Source organism: Candidatus Polarisedimenticolia bacterium, from assembly GCA_035764505.1.
Lineage (GTDB): Bacteria > Acidobacteriota > Polarisedimenticolia > Gp22-AA2 > AA152 > AA152.
Genome location: DASTZC010000081.1, coordinates 1 through 15,965, shown reverse-complemented (window position 1 = coordinate 15,965; position 15,965 = coordinate 1). Strand labels below are relative to the sequence as shown.

The window sequence follows — 15,965 nt, the reverse complement described above, 5'->3', positions numbered from 1 at the left end:
CCCTCATCCCAATCGGCGCAGCGCCATCACCGTCACGTCGTCCGCCAGGTTCTCCCCCTGGTAGCGCTCCACTTCCGCAATCACCCGACGGCGCAGCGCGTCGGCCGTCTCGCCCGGATCCCCGGCACCCAGCAGCGACTTCAGCCGCTCGTCCCCGAAGAACTCCTCGGCCGCGTCCTTCGCCTCCGGCACGCCATCGGTCACGATCAGGATCCGATCCCCCACCGCCAGATGCTCGACCTTCTCCTCGTAGGTGCGCGCCGGCAGCAGCCCCACCATCGTCCCGGTGACCTCTCCCAGGTCGGTGACCTTGCCGCGGGCATCGATGCGGTGGGGCACGGGATGGGCGGCGTTGGCGTAGCGCAGCGTGCCCGAGGGGATGTCGTAGATGCCGGCGAACAGGGTGACGTACATCCCGCCCACGTTCTCCCCCTCGAGCGACTCGTTCGCCTGCGCCAGGACCTCCGACAAGGGCGCCTCGGAGTGCAGCAGCCGGCGCAGGACCGTGCGCGACACCGCCATGAAAAGAGCGGCGGGCAGTCCCTTGCCGGAGACATCGGCCACCAGCAGGACGAGAGTGTCGGGGTTCCTCAGGAAGGCGTCGTAGAAATCGCCCGCCACGTGGCGCGCCGCCAGGTTGGTGGCGGAGATCTCGAACTTCGACCCGGTGGGCAGGCGCTTCGGCAGCAGCGCGGTCTGGATGCCGCGCGCCACCCGCAGCTCCCCTTCCACCTTCTCGCGCGCCGCCGTCTCCCGCTGCAGCGCCTCGACGTGCCGCTCCAGATCGCCCACCATGCGGTTGAACGACGCCGCCAGATCGCCGATCTCGTCTCCCGCCGGCACCTCCGTCACCCGCGTCTTGAGGTTTCCCGTCCCCAGCTCGGCCACCGCGCCGGAGAGGTGCGACAGCGGCGCGGTGATGCGCGTCGACATGGCGATGATGATCCCCAAAAGCGCCGCCAGCCCCGCGGACAGCAGCACGAAGCCGATGTAGATCTGGCTGCGGGAGAAGGCCAGGACCACCGACTCGGGGACCGAAGCGATCAGGTAGCCGTCCAGGGAATGGATCGGGGCGTAGGCGAACCAGCGCCGATCCGGCGTGAGGAGTCCCGGGGCGCGCGCGATGCCGGTCTCTCCCGACGCGATGCGGCGGCCGAGATCTTCCAGGTCGGCGCGGCCCGACTTGCGTACGATCTCCGGAAGGGATACCTCCTCGGGAAGCCGGCTTCCGGGAGGAGCGAAGGCGCAGAGGATCCTGCCTTGCGGGCCCGCCAGGGCATAGGCCCCCTCCCGGCGCAGCTCCACGGGAAGGCCGGCGCAGAGATCCTCCAGGGACACCTCGAAGGAAAGATCGCCCTGCCCGCCGCTCGGGCGGGCAAACGGCGCCGTGAAAACCAGGCCCGGACCACGCTCCGCTTCCGGCACCTTCCAGCCCGCCGTATCCGCCGTTTGTCTCGACGCCGCCTCCTCCGGGAGTGTCTCGGCCTCGAAGCCTCCCGCGGCTCGCGTGAGAGCGATCCCGTGCGCGCCTGGCTCGCCGGGGAGCTTCCATGCGGCGCCGGCCCGCAGGATGGCGGGCTCGTTCTCGAGAGCCGCCTCCAGCAGCGACCTCGAGGCCGCCTCGGAGAGATCGGGCGCCTTCCCCGCTGCTGCGGCCGCCTGCCCGGCGGTTGCGGCAATCCGCTCGACCCTCGATTCGATCAGCGCAGCGATCCGGCCGATGCGCCGCGTCGACTCCTCCTCCAGGCGTCGCTCGCTCCGGCGCCCGGCCTGGTCCGCCAGGATCCAGCTCATCGCCCCCCACACCGCGATGGCCGGGAGAGAGATGGCGAGAATCAGCTTCCAGCGCAGCGGAAGTCTCAAGGCTTCTCCCGGAGAGGACGATTCAAGGGATGCATGAAAGGGGGATTTCGGGCTATCGGACGGCAGGGCTCAAAAAGGAAGCTCCATTCCTTCCCGCGCGATCTCGGTGGAGGGGAGCTCCTCCCGCGCCACGCGCAGGACCTCTTCCAGGTCGGAGTCGGTATGGTCGGGATGGTGGTGGAAGAGAACCAGGTTCTTCACCCCCGCCAGGCGGGCCGTCCGCACCGCGGCGTACCAGGTGCTATGCCCCCAGCCCCGGCGCAGGCTCTCGTACTCCCCCTGCAGATAGGTGGCGTCGTAGATCAGGTAGTCGGCCCCCTCGGAGAACTTGACCAGCGCCTTGTCGGTCGCCTCGTCCCCATGCTCGTGGTCGGTGGCGAAGACGACGCGCCGGTTGGCGTGCTCGAGGCGATAGGAGAGCGACCCATCCGGGTGGCGCAGCGGCAGGCAGCTCACCTGGACATCCCGGACTTTGATCGGAAAGCCATCCGTGTCGATGTACTCCACGCGGGCGGGGACTCCCGCCAGCCGCACCGGGAAGTAGGGAGGAGAGATCAGCCCCTCGAGAATCTCGCGGGTCGACCGTCCATCCGACTTGAAGCCGTGGAAGGTAAAGGCCGAGTGCGCATCGTACAGCGGGGGGAAGAACGGCAGCCCCTCGATATGGTCGAAGTGATAGTGGGAAAGGAAGATATGATATCGGCGGGGGATCCCCTGAGGCAGGGAGGCGATGTGGTTTCCCAGCAGCCGCAGGCCGCTGCCGCAGTCCAGGACCAGGAACTCCTGCTCCCCCAGCGCCGCCGCCAGGCAGACGGTGTTGCCGCCGAAGCTGAGCATCTCGCGTGCCGGCGTGGGTACGGTGCCCCGCACTCCCCAGAACCGCAGCTTGTAGCCCGGGTCGGTCAAAGCTCCCTCGCTGACCGCCGGTGAGGCGGCCGCTCCAACCTGACGTGCAAAACCTGTTATTTCTGTGCTACATTTTGGTCAAAGGGCGTATAGTATAAAGCCATTCCAGCTCTTCGCCGCGGAATTCTAACAGAACAGATTGGTCGCAAGTACGTGGGCCGCTCGTCTAGGAGAGTGTTCATGCTTGGAAAGTCCGGAAGGCCTCATGCATTTCTCGTTATCCTCGCGATAGCCGCCGCGTTCGGCGTTCTCGCCGCCTGGGCCGCATCCAAGTCGATCGACCTGGACGGCAAGACCACCAACAGCGCGGAGAGCTCCGTCACTCTGACGATCCTGAGGACCTTCCCCCCCAAGGTGGAGAATAAGATCACCAACAAGGCGGTCGGCGACGCCTTCACCTTCAGCTATCCCTCCGCCGCGCCGGGCGGCTTCAGCACCAACATCGCGGCGGGAACGGCGACCGGCATCGGCGTCAAGTACACCTGGGAGACCGGCTCGTCGATCGTCTCCTACACCGGGTCGCTGTGCAGCAATGATATCTGCTTCACCAAGACTGCCGGGCCCGATCCCATCACCACCCGCGGACCGTTCGCGGTGCCGGGGAGATCGCTCTCCTCCACCGGAGTGACGCTGTCGAACGCATCTTTGACCTCGAGCCTGATCCAGTTCTTCAGCCCGGATCAGCTGGTCTTCAGCGCCACCAGCAGCGTCGGGCAAGTCTCCACCGGGCAGGTGGGCTACACCACCACGCTGCGGAATCCGTCGAACTCGACCGTTACCCTGGACGTTCCGGCATTTCCTCCCGGCTGCTGCAACTCAGAGCACCAGCTGAACTGCGACGGCACCTGCGTCGATTACCTCACCGACGTCCTCAACTGCGGCGCCTGCGGCAACATCTGCCCCTCGGGCCAGTCCTGCTCGCAGGGAGCTTGTGTCGCCGGCTGCCCTGCCGGGACGACGCTGTGCGCCGGAGCCTGCGTCGACCTGCTGTCGGATCCCAATAACTGCGGCGGCTGCGGCAATGCCTGCGGCGACAACCAGATCTGCACCAGCGGGGCCTGCGTCACCTGCACGCCGCCGACCCAGACCGCCTGCGACAACCAGTGCGTGAACATCCACACCGACTCCCAGAACTGCGGCGGCTGCGGCATCAATTGCAATAACCTCTGCCCGTCCACCGGCCAGGGAACCTGCAGCCAGGGACAATCCTGCCAGTGCACGGGGAGCGGCGCCGGTCTGCGCACGTCGGCTCCTCTGCCCGTGGAGGCGCCGCTGTGCGAGACGCAGCCGATCCAGGAGACCCTCCCGCCGGGAGGCAGCTTCAGCGATTGCCACACCAGCGCGGTTCTCGCCAAGGAGGTTGTGAACCGGTTCATCTACTGTGCCGGCGGCAGCCCGGTCGGCCTCGACGGCCTGTGCGACAACGGCCTGCCTCCGACCCAGGGAACCTACATGCAGCTCCTCCCCGATCTGACCAAAGGGATTCCCGCCATCTTCCTGTCGCCTTATCTGGTGGCCGTGGCCGATGCGACGGGTGACGGCCTGATGGGGCCGGGGGAAAAGGCCAGCTTGAAGATCTCCGTGATCAATGCCGGCAACACCGCGCTGACCGGAGTCTCCGCGACCCTGAGCAGCCCTCCGGTCGATCTCACGGATGACGGCGTCGCCAATCCGGTGGGCATCACCATCGCGGGCGCCACCCAGGCCTATGGCTCGATTGCCGGCGCTGCCGCGGGAAGCGGCGACTGCAATCTCCCGCCCAGCCCCGTCACGCCGGCGACCAACCTCTCCCCGTTCGTCGTGACGCTGCCGATCAATCATCCCGGGGATGTTGCCCGACCGTTCAATCTGCACTTCACCGGGAACTCGTCGTCCGGGCCGATCGTCTTCGACGTCCCCGTCAGCCTGGGGATCGCCGGAGCCTGCGCCGTGGCGGATCGCACCTTCGACGGCCTGGTCGGCCTCGATTCCCCCATGGCCAAGCTCGTTCCCGAAGGGGAGATCGTGCCGTTCCCTCCGAAGCCGTTCGCCGTCGGCAAGTCCCGTCCCCTCAAGATGAAGCTCCTGTGCGGCGGCATCAATCTCACCGGCTCGATGATTAATCCGCCGCAGATCGTGGGCCTTTCGGAAGCCGCGCTCGGAGCCCTGGACATCTCGCATATCAACCTGAACGACGACGCGAACACGAATGATCCCTTCTTCCGCTACAACACCAACTCCTCGCAGTGGATCTACAACATGCGGACGAAGGAGCTGGGTGCCGGAATCTACACTCTTACGATCGATATCAACGGGCGCCGGTTCGTCACGGGCTTTGTCCTGCAATAACGGGCGAATCCGGAGCGAGAAGTCACGTCTTTCCCCCCCGGGGGCCATCCCCCGGGGGGTTTCTTTTGCAACCCTGCAGCACGAGGCTGGCCGCTTTCCAATCCACAATCGCAGTTCTGATACGGGGGTCTGAGCATGTCGTCACTGCCCCGCGCCGCGACGGCCCGAATCCCGGGCGCGCTCCGCGCCGCGGCCCTGGCCGCGCTACCCGTCCTGGTCCTCTTCGGCTCGATTCGCGGCGGCTCCTTCGCCGCCGGGCCGGCCGTCGCCCGGATTACCTCGATGCAGAACACGGTGGAGTCGCGCCCGTCCGGAAAGACCGGCTGGGCCCCTGCAACGGTGAACCAGACGCTTCAGGGGCATGATCGGGTGCGCACCGGCGCCGCCAGCCGGGCGTCGCTCCTCTACGCCGACCAGACCCTGCACCGGCTCAACGAGAAGAGCGAGGTCGAGATCCTGCCGCCCGCGGGTGACACGCCCGGAGTGCTGAAGGTCCTCTCCGGACAGCATTATTTCTCCAGCCGCACGCCAAAGGATTTCGGAAAGATCGAGACGCCGACCGTGACCGCCGCGATCAAGGGGACCGAGTTCGAGGTCGACGTGGCCGAGGATTCCACCGTCACCATCACCATGCTCGAAGGGGTGGTTCAGGCGAGCAACGCCCAGGGGAGCCTGGAGGTCCGGCCCGGGGAGCAGGCCTACGTCGAGCCGGGCAAGGCGCCGGTCCGCCGCACCCTGGTGCACCCGCGCGACGCCGTGGCCTGGAGCTTCTACTACCCGCCGATCCTCGGAAAGGGCGACGCCGCCCGGCTCGAGAAGCAGGGAGCCGCGGGCGACTCGCTCTCTCGCGCCGCCACGAAGCTCTCCGCCGGCCAGGTCGATGAAGCCAAGCCCCTGGTCGACGGCGCGCTGAAGACCAATCCGCGCGACCCGATCGCACTGGCCCTGTCGTCGGTGATCGCCTCGGGCGAGAACCGGCGCGAGGATGCGACGAAGCTGGCCGGTGAAGCGATGGCGGCGGCCCCCGATTCCGCGGCGGCGGCGCTGGCGGGCTCGATTGCCGCGCAGGGCGCCTTCGACATCGACAAGGCTACGGCCCTGGCCCGAAAGGCGTCGGAGCTGGATCCCTCCAGCGGCGAGGCGAAGGCACGCACCGCCGAGATGCTGATGGCCCAGGGAAACATCGAGCAGGCCCGGTCGATGGCCGAAGCGGCCGTGAAGGCCGCCCCCGGCAACGCCCGCGCCCTGTCGGTGCTGGGCTTCGTGGAGCTGGCCGAGTTCAACTCAAGCAAGGCAAGGCAGCTGTTCGAGCAGGCAGTTCAGGCCGATTCGGGACTTCCGCTGGCGCACCTGGGCCTCGGAATCTCGCAGATGCGCACCAAGCAGGTCGAGAAAGGGCGCGAGTCGCTGCAGACGGCGGCGACCCTCGACCCGGCCGACTCGCTGGCGCGCTCGTATCTGGGAAAGGCCTACTACGAGGAGCGCCGCATTCCCGAGGCAGGCAAGGAGCTGGCGACCGCCAAGGAGCTCGACCCGAACGACCCGACACCTTACCTCTATGACGCCATCCTCAAGCAGAACGACAACCGCCCGCTGGAGGCGCTGACGGCGATGCAGGAATCGATCGAGCGCAACGACCGGCGCGCCGTCTACCGCTCGCGCCTCCTGCTCGACCAGGACACCGCCACCCGGGCCAGCGATATGGCGCGGGTCTACAACGATCTCGGCTTCGAGCAGCTGGGAATGGTCACGGCGCGGCGCAGTGCCGATCAGGATCAGGCCAACTTCTCCAGCCATCTCTTCCTGTCGGGAACCTACCGGACCACACCGAACTACGCACCGGCCTTCCTGAGCGAGGTCCTGCAGGCCCGCATCTTCCAGCCGGCCAACGTCAACGCGGCGCGGCCCGACGTGATCAACGAGAGCAACGTCTCCTTCAACGAATATACGGCACTGTTCGATCGGCCGCGGGCCCGGGCTTTCGGGGCCTTCGAGTACGGGCAGACCGACACCGAGCTGGACGAGGTGGTCCCTTCGAACGTCCTCTGCTTCCCGCCCGGCTTTCCGGGGGGGATTCCGTGCGATCAGGCCACCGAGCTGGATGACAGCAACTTCTGGGACGGCAACGTGACCGGCACGGTCAACGGGGATCACTATGCCGGGGCTCTCTCGTACCGCAAGTTCGACGACGACGGGTTCCGCCAGAACAACGACCAGCGCCTGGCCACCTACCGCGGCTTCTTCGAGTACTCGCCCGGCTACAAGGACAGCTTCCAGGTCAACGCCCAGATCGGCCGGCGCGAGACGGGCGACCAGCCGCTGACGGAGACCCCGGCACTGATCCTCTACGAGCGGATCAACACCGGTTTGACCAACGTCGGATTCGGATGGCATCGCAGGCTCTCCCCGTCCGCCCACCTCGTCGTCTCCGGCATCTACAACGACCTGGACCAGGAAATCACCGATCTCTTCACGCAGGCAAAGGGCGATGGGACGCTGAAAGGGCCCCAGGTCGAGGCGCAGACCGTCTTCAAGACCGGCGAGAGCATGAGCTGGATCGCCGGGGTCGGCGGCTTCGACGGCACCACCGAATTCGACCAGGGGGCGGGACAGCTCGAAGGGGACGACACCTTCTTCAACGGCTACGGCTACATGAAATATCGCAGGCACGGCAGTCCCTGGGAGTTCACCGCCGGGGTCGCCGTGGAGAGCGTCGACGTTCCCACCGGGCTGGTACTGCCGCGCAACTCCGGCATCGGCGCCGCCGAGGATCTCGATTTCTCCGAGACCAAGTTCAGTCCCAAGGCCGGGGTTTCCCTCTACCTGCCTTCGAAGACGACGCTGCGCGCCGCCGGCTGGTACCGCCTCGCCCCGAGCCTCGGGCGCGTGCAGACTCTCGAGCCGACCCAGATCTCCGGATTCAACCAGCTCTACGAGGAGCCGGGAGGCACCCACTCGCTGTCCTACGGCTTCGGCGTGGACCAGGAGTTCGGCAAGCGGCTGTTCGGCGGGCTGTCGGTGGTGCGCCGCGACCTGAACATCCCGCAGGCCTATTGCTCCACCGAGGATCCTTTCGGCGGCTGCGGCTTCCAGGTCGCCGATATCGTGGACCACAAAGAGAGCAAGGACGACTACCTCAACGCCTACGTCAATGCCGCGCTGGGGCGCTTCGTCTCCGCCGGCGTGGAGTATTCCGTCGAGCAGTACGACTTCGACTACACGCGGGTGCTCCTCGCGACCAACACCTGGGAGGATTACATCGAGACGCAGCGCCTGCGGCCGCAGGTGCGCTTCTACCTCCCCAGCGGCTTCTTCGCCGGGGTCGCCGGCACCCGCTACGACCAGCAGGTCGACACTTTCGACGATTTCACGTCGAGCAGCCGCAACTCGATCAACACCAAGTTCTGGATCGAGGACCTGATGGTGGGGTACCGCTTCCCGAAACGCTACGGCAGCGTGACGCTGCAGGCGCGCAACCTGGGTGATCGCGAGTTCGACTTCTACGAGCGGACCATCCAGGATTCGGTAATCCCGGCCCGCACCGTCAGCCTCCGGGTGACGCTCACCTACTGATGGCTTCGCCGCGGCGCCCGAATTCCCGGAAGCGCCCCGGGAAGCTCAGGGCCGCGCTGCTGATCGCGCTGATCCCGGGCGCGGTGGGAGTCCTGCTGTCCCGCTGGGCGCCGGGGGAAAACCTCGAGCGCGGCGGGCTGGATGTCCTCTTCCAGATCCGCGGGCCGCTACCGTCGCCGGATCGCGTCCGCGTCGTGGCATTGGACGACGACTCCTACCCGGAGCTGGGCGTCAAACAAACCGACTCCTGGCCGCGCGCCTTGCACGCCACCCTCATCCGGACCCTGCAGAGCGCCGGCGCCTCCTCCATCGCCTTCGACGTTCTTTTCGAGGAGCCGCGCGACGCAGCGCAGGACGAGGAGCTGCAAGCGGCCCTGTCGGAGGCGGGCAATGTCGTGCTCGCTTCGACCGTCGATCAGGTCGATGACCCGCGCTTCCGCCGCCTCCAGATGAAGGATCCCTACCCGCCTTTCGCCGAGGCGGCCGCGGCGGTCGGCAACGCCAACTTCTCCACCGATCGCGACGGCATCATCCGCACCGCCTCGATGTCCTACGGGGGCCATGAGGCCCTTTCCCTGGCGGCCGTCCGGGTCGCCGCGAAGAACCTCCAGGCTCGTGACACCGGACCCCGCCTCATCGATTACTACGGGCCGCCGCGCACCATTCCGACCGTCTCCTACTATCAGGCGCTCGATCCGGCGCAGTACCTCCCGCCCGACTACTTCAAGGACAAGGTGGTCTTCGTCGGGCTGTCGCAGGCCACCGCCACCGGCATCTCTGCCAAGGACGCCTTCCTGACCCCGTTCCGGGGAGCCGCCGGTGATCTGACCTTCGGGGTGGAGGTGCACGCCACGGTGGCGGCAAACCTCCTGGAGGGGCGGCGCATCCGGCTCCTGCCGCGCGGCGCCGAGGCCGCCATGCTCCTGCTGCTGCCGCTCGCCGCCACGCTGGTCTTCCTGGCGCTGCGTCCCTTGTGGGGAGTACTGGCCTTCGGCGCCATGGAGCTGGGCACGCTCGCGCTGACCGGTGTGGGGTTCGCCCGTTGGCACTTCTGGCTCCCGGTGGTGATTCCCTGCGCCATCCAGCTGCCGATCGCCGGCGTGCTCTGCCTCGGCTGGTACTACCTGACCACGGTGCGGGAGCGCGAGCGCATCAAGCGGGCCTTCTCCTTGTACCTTTCCCCCGAGATGACGCGGCGCATTGCCGCCAGCCCCGACTCCCTCAACCTGGGGGGCGAGGAGATCGTCGCCACGGCGCTGTTCACCGACCTGAAAGGCTTCACGACGATCGCCGAATCGCTCAGCGCGCACCAGACCGCGGCATTGCTCAACGACTACTTCTCGAAGGCGACCCGCCACATCTTCGAGGCGGAGGGGACGCTCATCAAGTACATCGGCGATGCGGTGTTCGCCCTGTGGGGGGCGCCGCTGCGCATGGACGACCACGCCACGCGCGCCTGCCGGGCCGCCCTCGAGCTGGCGCGCGACCGGAAGGTTGCGGAGGCGGTGGGCCTGGGTGAAGGGCGCCTCATCACCCGCATCGGGGTGCACACCGGGGCGATGGTGGTGGGGAACCTCGGCTCGGCGCAGCGCTTCGACTACACCGCGATTGGCGACGCGGTGAATCTGGCGTCGCGGCTGGAAAGCCTCAACAAAGCCTGGGGGACGGTGGCCCTGGTGAGCGGCGAGACTTTTTCACGGACCGGCGGGGCCTTCCTGGCGCGTCGCCTCGGGCGCGCCCGGGTGGTGGGCCGGGGCGAGCCGGTGGAGCTCTTCGAGCTCTTGGGATTGAAAGGAGAGGAATCTCCGCTCCCCGCCGCGGCACTGCGGCGCTTCCAGGAGGCGCTGGAGGATTACACCGAGCGCCGCTTGGAGCGGGCCGCCGAGGGCTTCCGCCAGACGCGCGATCTGCTCGGCGGGCGCGACGGCCCCTCGGAGCTCTATCTCGACCTCTTGACGCGCTTCGCTCAGGAGCCTCCCGCCGACTGGGACGGGGTGGTGCACTTCGAGACGAAGTAACGCACCGCCTCAGTCGAGGTGCGCCCGGTCGGAATCTCCCATCTCCACGCCACCCGTTGGAAAGTACTCCTTCCATCGCCGATCCACCCGCGCCTTCGTTTCCGCGTCGCAGAACAGCTCCTCCGGATACCAGGGCTTCATGCGGGCGTCCAGCCCCACCGGCGGCGTGAACGATGGGTGGTTGCGGACCAGCTCGACCGAGCGGGCATGCAGGTCGGCCGCCGGCTCGAACCGGGTGAAGGTGCTCCAGAGGAAGTTGAAGACGCTGCGCGCGCAGCGCGTCGCGTCGTCGCTGAAGACCACGAGCGGCCAGGGCTGGAGGGATGGATGTCCCAGGTAGGGCGCCAGATCGGCGGCGGGCCGGCCCGGAGTCCCGGGTTCCGGGAAGCGCGGCGCCTCCACCACCAGGCAGCCGGGGCAGAAGACGATCGCCTTGCGCAGCCCCGGCGGGAGCTGCCCGGAAAACTCCGCCGGCAGCTCGCGGATCGGCTCCCCCACGCCGAGGAGGACGCCCTTGCTCCCCTCGTTGATCCGCGGGCCGGCGTAATCGAGGCTGTCCATGGAGAGATTGCCGAAGACGTAGAGGTCGGTGCGGAAGTCGGCGCGCCGCAGCACCTCCGTCAGCACCGTCTTGAAGTCCTTCAGGTCGCACGGTCGGTCCAGCAGCAGCAGGAACTTGGTGAGCGACAGCTGTCCCTCCCCCAGGATGCGGAAAGCCGAGGCGAGCGCCTCGCGCTTGTAGCGCTGGCGCACCACCGCCGCCGACAGCGAGTGGTAGCCGGTCTCGCCGTACGACCACAAGGCGCGCACCGCCGGCATCACCACCGGGAACAGCGGCGACAGCAGCTCCTGGAGGAAATCGCCCAGGTAGAAGTCTTCCTGGCGGGGCTTGCCGACGACGGTGGCGGGGTAGATCGCGTCCTCGCGGCACGCCACCGCCCGCACCCGGAAGACGGGATATTCGTGTGCCAGGGAGTAATAGCCGTAGTGGTCCCCGAAGGGACCTTCCATCCGGCGCTCCCCCGCCGGGACCTCCCCGAGCAGCGCGAACTCGGCGCCCGCCACCAAAGGATGGGGTGTGAGCGCGCTCGAAGTGACCGGGAGCTTCTCGCCCAGCAGCAGCGAGGCGAGCAGCAGCTCCCCCACGTTCTCCGGCAGCGGCGCCACCGCCGACAGCGTGAGCGCCGGCGGACCTCCCAGGAAGACGGCGACCGGCAGCGGCTTCCCCTGCGCTTCCGCCGCGGCGTGATGGAACCCGCCCCCCTTGCCGATCTGCCAGTGCATCCCGGTGGTCGCATCGTCGAAGATCTGCAGGCGGTACAGCCCCAGGTTGTGGCCGGAGCCGGCGAGATTCTCCGTGTAGACCTGCCCCAGGGTGATGAACGGTCCGCCGTCTTTCGGCCAGGTGGTCAGCGCCGGCAGGCTGCGCAGCCGCGGCGGGGACTCGATCCGGTCCAGCACGGGACCGCGGCGCCGGCGGTGAAGCCCGATGCGGCGCAGAGTCGACAGGAGATCGCGATGGTCCCAGAGCTTCGAAAGGCTCGGAGGAAGCAGCGTCTCGGGCAGGCGCGCGGCGCGCGCCAGCAACTCGGCGGGCCGGGTCCCGAACGCCAGCTCGACGCGCCGCGCGGTCCCGAAGAGGTTGGTCACGGCGGGATAGCCCGACCCCTTCATCCGGCGGAACAGCAGCGCGGGGCCGCCGGCGGCGACCACGCGGCGATGGATCTCCGCGGCCTCGAGACGCGGGTCGACCTCGGTGGGGATCTCGATAACCTCCCCGGCCTCGCGCAGGCGCGCCAGGAAGGCTCTCAAATCCGAAAGTGTCTCTCTCAGCGCCGATCTCCCGCGGGACACAAAAAGGCCGGAAGGACGCGGGAGTGGCGTCCGTCCGGCCGGAAGGAATCCCGCCGCGCGGGAGAGTCTACTTGATCACGCCGCAGCCGATGCGGCCTCCGGCGTTGCCGGTGGGCTGGGTCACGAAATCATCGGACTTCTCGTGCACGATGATTGCCCTGCCGACGATCGAGTTGGCTCCTTCGAGCGACAGGTCGGAGGAGTGGATCATCAGCGACCCGGTGCCGTCGGACTTCACCTCCATGTTGCCCAGGTCCCCGGCGTGGTGCTCCTTGGCGTCGGGGGCGCCGTGCTGGTGACCGGCGGGGTTGAAGTGGCCTCCGGCCGAAGAGGCGTCGGGGGCGCTGCAGTCCCCCTTCTCATGGATGTGGACGGCGTGGGTGCCGGGAGGGGCGCCCTTGACGTTGACCGTGATCATCATCTGACCGCCGTGCACCATGAACTCCGCCGTCCCGGTGAGGCTGCTGCCGCTCCTTCCCTCGATCGGCACCGATCTCTTGCCTGCGGGCGCCGTCTGCGCCGCCGACTTGCCGGATGGCGAGCTGTCGGCGACGGCCGCTCCCGCCGCCAGCAGGGCCGCGGCGCCCAGAGCCAGAATCCCACCCTTCTTCATTGTGACTCCTTTGAAAAGTGAACCGCAAGGTAATCTACCGCAACTCCCGGCGCGAGGGAAATAAGCGCCCTGGGGCCGTCGCCTCAATACTTTCGCCCGCGGGCGCGCACCGGATCGGAAGGGACTCCGGGTATTTCCCTGCCGATTTTTCCGGAGCCATAAAGAGGGGGAAAAAGCATTGTCCGTCCGGCCGCGGGACGATAGATTCGAATCCTGCCATCCGGTCGGCACAAGAAGGGGAGAATCCATGCCAAACATTCCCAGGTACACTTTGACCTATGATGATGCGAAGCGGAAATGGGCCCTCCTGGAAGACGGCACGGGCGAGATCTGCGACGAATTCGACACGAAAGAGGAAGCTATCGGAGGCGGCGGCGTCGCCAAGGCGCTGGGGCCGGAAGGGGGGTCCGTGAAGATCAAGGATCGGACCGGAAGGTTCGAGGAAGAGCGGACCTACCCGCGCTCGGCGGATCCGAGGCGGCGGGCCGGCTGATCAAGGCCGCAGGCCTTTTGATCCAAGGCCGAAGGCCGTTTGATCCAAGGCCGAAGGCCGTTTGATCCAAGGCCGCAGGCCGTTTGATCGAAGACCGCAGGCCGGCTGATTCAAGGCCATAGGCCGCTGATCGATGAAACGCAGGGCGCCGGGCCGGCTCCAGCCCGGCGCCCCGGCCAGGGGCGGACCCGCCGGAGCACATGCATCGAAGGACGTGAGGTCATGAATCCGCGTCACATCGCGCGCCATCTCGTGGACGGGGTTCATTACGGCATCCGATCGCTTTTCCTGCCGCCCGCCTCGGTTCCTGTTCCGACCACCTCGTATCCTTCCACCGCTTCCGGCCGGTCGGATCGCCTGGTGGTCCTGATGCCCGGCCGGGGCTCGCGAGCGACGCATTTCGAACGCCATGGATTCGTCGCTTCGGCTCGCGAGCATCGTCTGGCGGCCGACCTGCTCGCCGTGGATCTGCACTTCGGCTATTACCTCAAAGCAGATCCTCTGGAACGGCTCCGCCGGGACGTCCTCGAGCCGGCGCGGACGGCCGGTTACACGGAAGTCGCCCTGGTGGGGATCTCGGTGGGCGCGGCCGCCGCGGTAGGGGCGGCGCGTGAATACTCCGGCTCGATCGCCGGAATTATCCTGATGGGCCCCTTCCTCGGTCCCGAGGCGATGATCGAGGAGATTAGCGCGGCAGGGCTCGGGCGCTGGTCTCCCGGCAGCCCAGACCTGTCCAGGTCGTTCGAGCCCTTTTTCGCGCGCAACTGGGAGCATCTCCGGCGCATCGCGCGCGATCCGCTTGCGCCGCCGGTCCTCCTCGCCTTCGGTGAGTCCGATCGCTACGCCGCCGCGCAACGCCTGCTGGCGGAAATCCTTCCTCCCGAGCGGGTAATCGTTCTCCCCGGCGGCCACGACTGGATTACCTGGGGAAAGCTGTGGGAGTCGATCCTGACGCGCCGCGCCTTCCCTTTCGCCGCGCGCGCCTCCGTGGCGGCGCCATGAATCGCGGCTACGAGTATCGGGGGCCCGTCCAGGGTGCAGCCGCCGGGGAAACCCTGCTGGATTATCTCGCGCGTCGCTACCCCCACACGGCGGGACCGGAGTGGGAGCTGAGGATTCTCTCCGGCAGCGTCCTGCTCGACGAACAGCCGGCCCGGCCCGGAGCCGTCCTTCGGGGGAGCGAGACCCTGACCTGGAAGCGGCCCGGCTGGGATGAGCCGACCGCTCCCTTGTCGTTCGCCCTGCTGCATCGCGACGCCGACCTGCTGGCAGTCCTGAAACCGGCCGGTCTTCCGACGCTCCCGGGAGGCGGCTACCTGGAGCACACGCTCCTGGCACTCCTGCGACGGCGGTACCCCGAAGCGTCGCCATTGCACCGGATCGGGCGCCCGGCCACGGGCCTGGTGCTGTGCTCGCGAAACCGCCCGGCGGCCGCCCGCCTGTCCCGCGACTGGAGCGCGGGGAAGGTGCGCAAGTCTTACCGCGCGCTCGTCGCCGGAGTGCCGCTGAGACAATCGTTCACGGTCGACGTTCCGATCGGGAAGATTCCGCATCGCGAGGGAGGCTTCGTCCATGCCGCGACCGCGGCAGGCAAGCCTTCGCTCAGCCGCGTCGAGGTCCTGGAGGCAAGGGAGAATCAAGCTCTGGTGGAGATCGAGATCGTCACGGGAAGGCCGCACCAGGCGCGCATCCACCTGGCGGCGTCAGGCCATCCGCTGTCCGGCGATCCTCTCTACGGTCCCGGCGGGGTGCCTCTGCCCGGAACGACGTCCCGTCCGGGCGAAGGCGGGTTCCTGCTGCACTCCCACAGGCTTCAGCTGGAGCATCCTTCCACTGGAGAGCCGCTCTTCCTGGAGGCGCCGCCTCCGATGCCCCTGCGCCGGAGCAGGGATTCCGGCAGCTAGACACTAAGCCGCAGGGGATCCGGAGCCCTGCTCTTCCAGCTTGCGCCGGGCAAGGTGCTGCACCATTGCGATGATCCCCATCAGCCCCATGCTTTTCCCCATGGAGAGCTCATCGCCAAAGATGGTGTAGATGATGTCCTTGGGGACCTGGAGAATCTGTCGCAGCGGTGCGCCGGAAAGAGTCTCCGCCAGAATGACCGAGGTCGCCATGGCGGAGATTCCCTGGGGGTTCTCGACGGCGAAGGTGTACTTGAGAGTGCCATCCGGCAGGTCGGTGGCCCAGACGTAAGCCTGCGACTCGCATCCCGGGACCTTGTGGTCCTCCGGAAAGGGGCGCGTCGCCACGCTCTCCGGCACCACCACCTTCTTGAACCGTCCGGCGATGTCGATCAGGATTTGGATCCGCTCGGAGC

The 15,965-nt window shown here is 67.7% G+C and carries 11 protein-coding genes; 6 read left to right on the top strand and 5 right to left on the bottom strand.

Annotated elements, in window-relative coordinates; all coding sequences use genetic code 11:
• Positions 1–3 precede the first annotated feature (3 nt).
• Positions 4–1,863, bottom strand: coding sequence for a SpoIIE family protein phosphatase (locus VFW45_05485; protein ID HEU5180222.1), 1,860 nt, complete (start codon positions 1,861–1,863; stop codon positions 4–6).
• Positions 1,864–1,932: 69 nt separating this feature from the next.
• On the bottom strand, positions 1,933–2,769 hold the full coding sequence (locus VFW45_05480; protein ID HEU5180221.1) for an MBL fold metallo-hydrolase: 837 nt from the start codon (positions 2,767–2,769) through the stop codon (positions 1,933–1,935).
• Positions 2,770–2,949: 180 nt separating this feature from the next.
• On the opposite strand from VFW45_05480, the gene VFW45_05475 reads away from it, so the two are divergent.
• The 3 genes from VFW45_05475 to VFW45_05465 all read left to right on the top strand — a co-directional run bounded on the left by VFW45_05475 (position 2,950) and on the right by VFW45_05465 (position 10,688).
• Complete coding sequence (locus tag VFW45_05475) at positions 2,950–5,097, top strand: hypothetical protein (GenBank protein HEU5180220.1); 2,148 nt, start codon at positions 2,950–2,952, stop codon at positions 5,095–5,097.
• Positions 5,098–5,232: 135 nt separating this feature from the next.
• Positions 5,233–8,670: a tetratricopeptide repeat protein gene (locus VFW45_05470; protein HEU5180219.1), complete on the top strand. Its 3,438-nt coding sequence runs from the start codon at positions 5,233–5,235 to the stop codon at positions 8,668–8,670.
• The gene (locus tag VFW45_05465) at positions 8,670–10,688 is read left to right on the top strand and encodes an adenylate/guanylate cyclase domain-containing protein (protein HEU5180218.1); all 2,019 of its coding nucleotides are present in this window, start codon (positions 8,670–8,672) and stop codon (positions 10,686–10,688) included. Before VFW45_05470 ends, VFW45_05465 begins: the two co-directional genes overlap by 1 nt.
• Positions 10,689–10,697: 9 nt before the next feature.
• Here the strand turns inward: VFW45_05465 and VFW45_05460 are convergent, their stop codons facing one another.
• Together VFW45_05460 and VFW45_05455 are read right to left on the bottom strand one after the other, a co-directional pair.
• Complete coding sequence (locus VFW45_05460; GenBank protein HEU5180217.1) at positions 10,698–12,500, bottom strand: UbiD family decarboxylase; 1,803 nt, start codon at positions 12,498–12,500, stop codon at positions 10,698–10,700.
• A gap of 109 nt (positions 12,501–12,609) precedes the next feature.
• Positions 12,610–13,155: a superoxide dismutase family protein gene (locus VFW45_05455; GenBank protein HEU5180216.1), complete on the bottom strand. Its 546-nt coding sequence runs from the start codon at positions 13,153–13,155 to the stop codon at positions 12,610–12,612.
• 247 nt (positions 13,156–13,402) lie between these two features.
• Here VFW45_05455 and VFW45_05450 point away from each other — a divergent pair, with 247 nt between their 5' ends.
• The 3 genes from VFW45_05450 (at position 13,403) to VFW45_05440 (ending at position 15,552) form a co-directional block, all read left to right on the top strand.
• A complete protein-coding gene (locus VFW45_05450) occupies positions 13,403–13,648 on the top strand; it encodes a DUF2188 domain-containing protein (GenBank protein ID HEU5180215.1) in 246 nt (81 codons plus the stop codon).
• A 222-nt stretch (positions 13,649–13,870) separates the two neighbouring features.
• Positions 13,871–14,650 (top strand): alpha/beta fold hydrolase, encoded by a 780-nt coding sequence (locus VFW45_05445; GenBank protein HEU5180214.1) that lies wholly within the window; start codon positions 13,871–13,873, stop codon positions 14,648–14,650.
• Entirely contained in the window at positions 14,647–15,552 is a 906-nt protein-coding gene (locus VFW45_05440; GenBank protein HEU5180213.1) for a pseudouridine synthase, read from the top strand. The genes VFW45_05445 and VFW45_05440 overlap by 4 nt, the downstream gene beginning before the upstream one ends.
• Positions 15,553–15,555: 3 nt before the next feature.
• Here VFW45_05440 and VFW45_05435 read toward each other — a convergent pair.
• Positions 15,556–15,965 (bottom strand): SufE family protein (locus tag VFW45_05435; GenBank protein HEU5180212.1); only part of this gene is annotated, 410 nt, incomplete at its 5' end.

Coding starts and splice junctions, on each gene's coding strand:
- VFW45_05475 (HEU5180220.1), top strand. CDS start 2,950: ATGCTTGGAAAGTCCGGAAGGCCTCATGCATTTCTCGTTATCCTCGCG.
- VFW45_05470 (HEU5180219.1), top strand. CDS start 5,233: ATGTCGTCACTGCCCCGCGCCGCGACGGCCCGAATCCCGGGCGCGCTC.
- VFW45_05465 (HEU5180218.1), top strand. CDS start 8,670: ATGGCTTCGCCGCGGCGCCCGAATTCCCGGAAGCGCCCCGGGAAGCTC.
- VFW45_05455 (HEU5180216.1), bottom strand. CDS start 13,155: ATGAAGAAGGGTGGGATTCTGGCTCTGGGCGCCGCGGCCCTGCTGGCG.
- VFW45_05450 (HEU5180215.1), top strand. CDS start 13,403: ATGCCAAACATTCCCAGGTACACTTTGACCTATGATGATGCGAAGCGG.
- VFW45_05445 (HEU5180214.1), top strand. CDS start 13,871: ATGAATCCGCGTCACATCGCGCGCCATCTCGTGGACGGGGTTCATTAC.
- VFW45_05440 (HEU5180213.1), top strand. CDS start 14,647: ATGAATCGCGGCTACGAGTATCGGGGGCCCGTCCAGGGTGCAGCCGCC.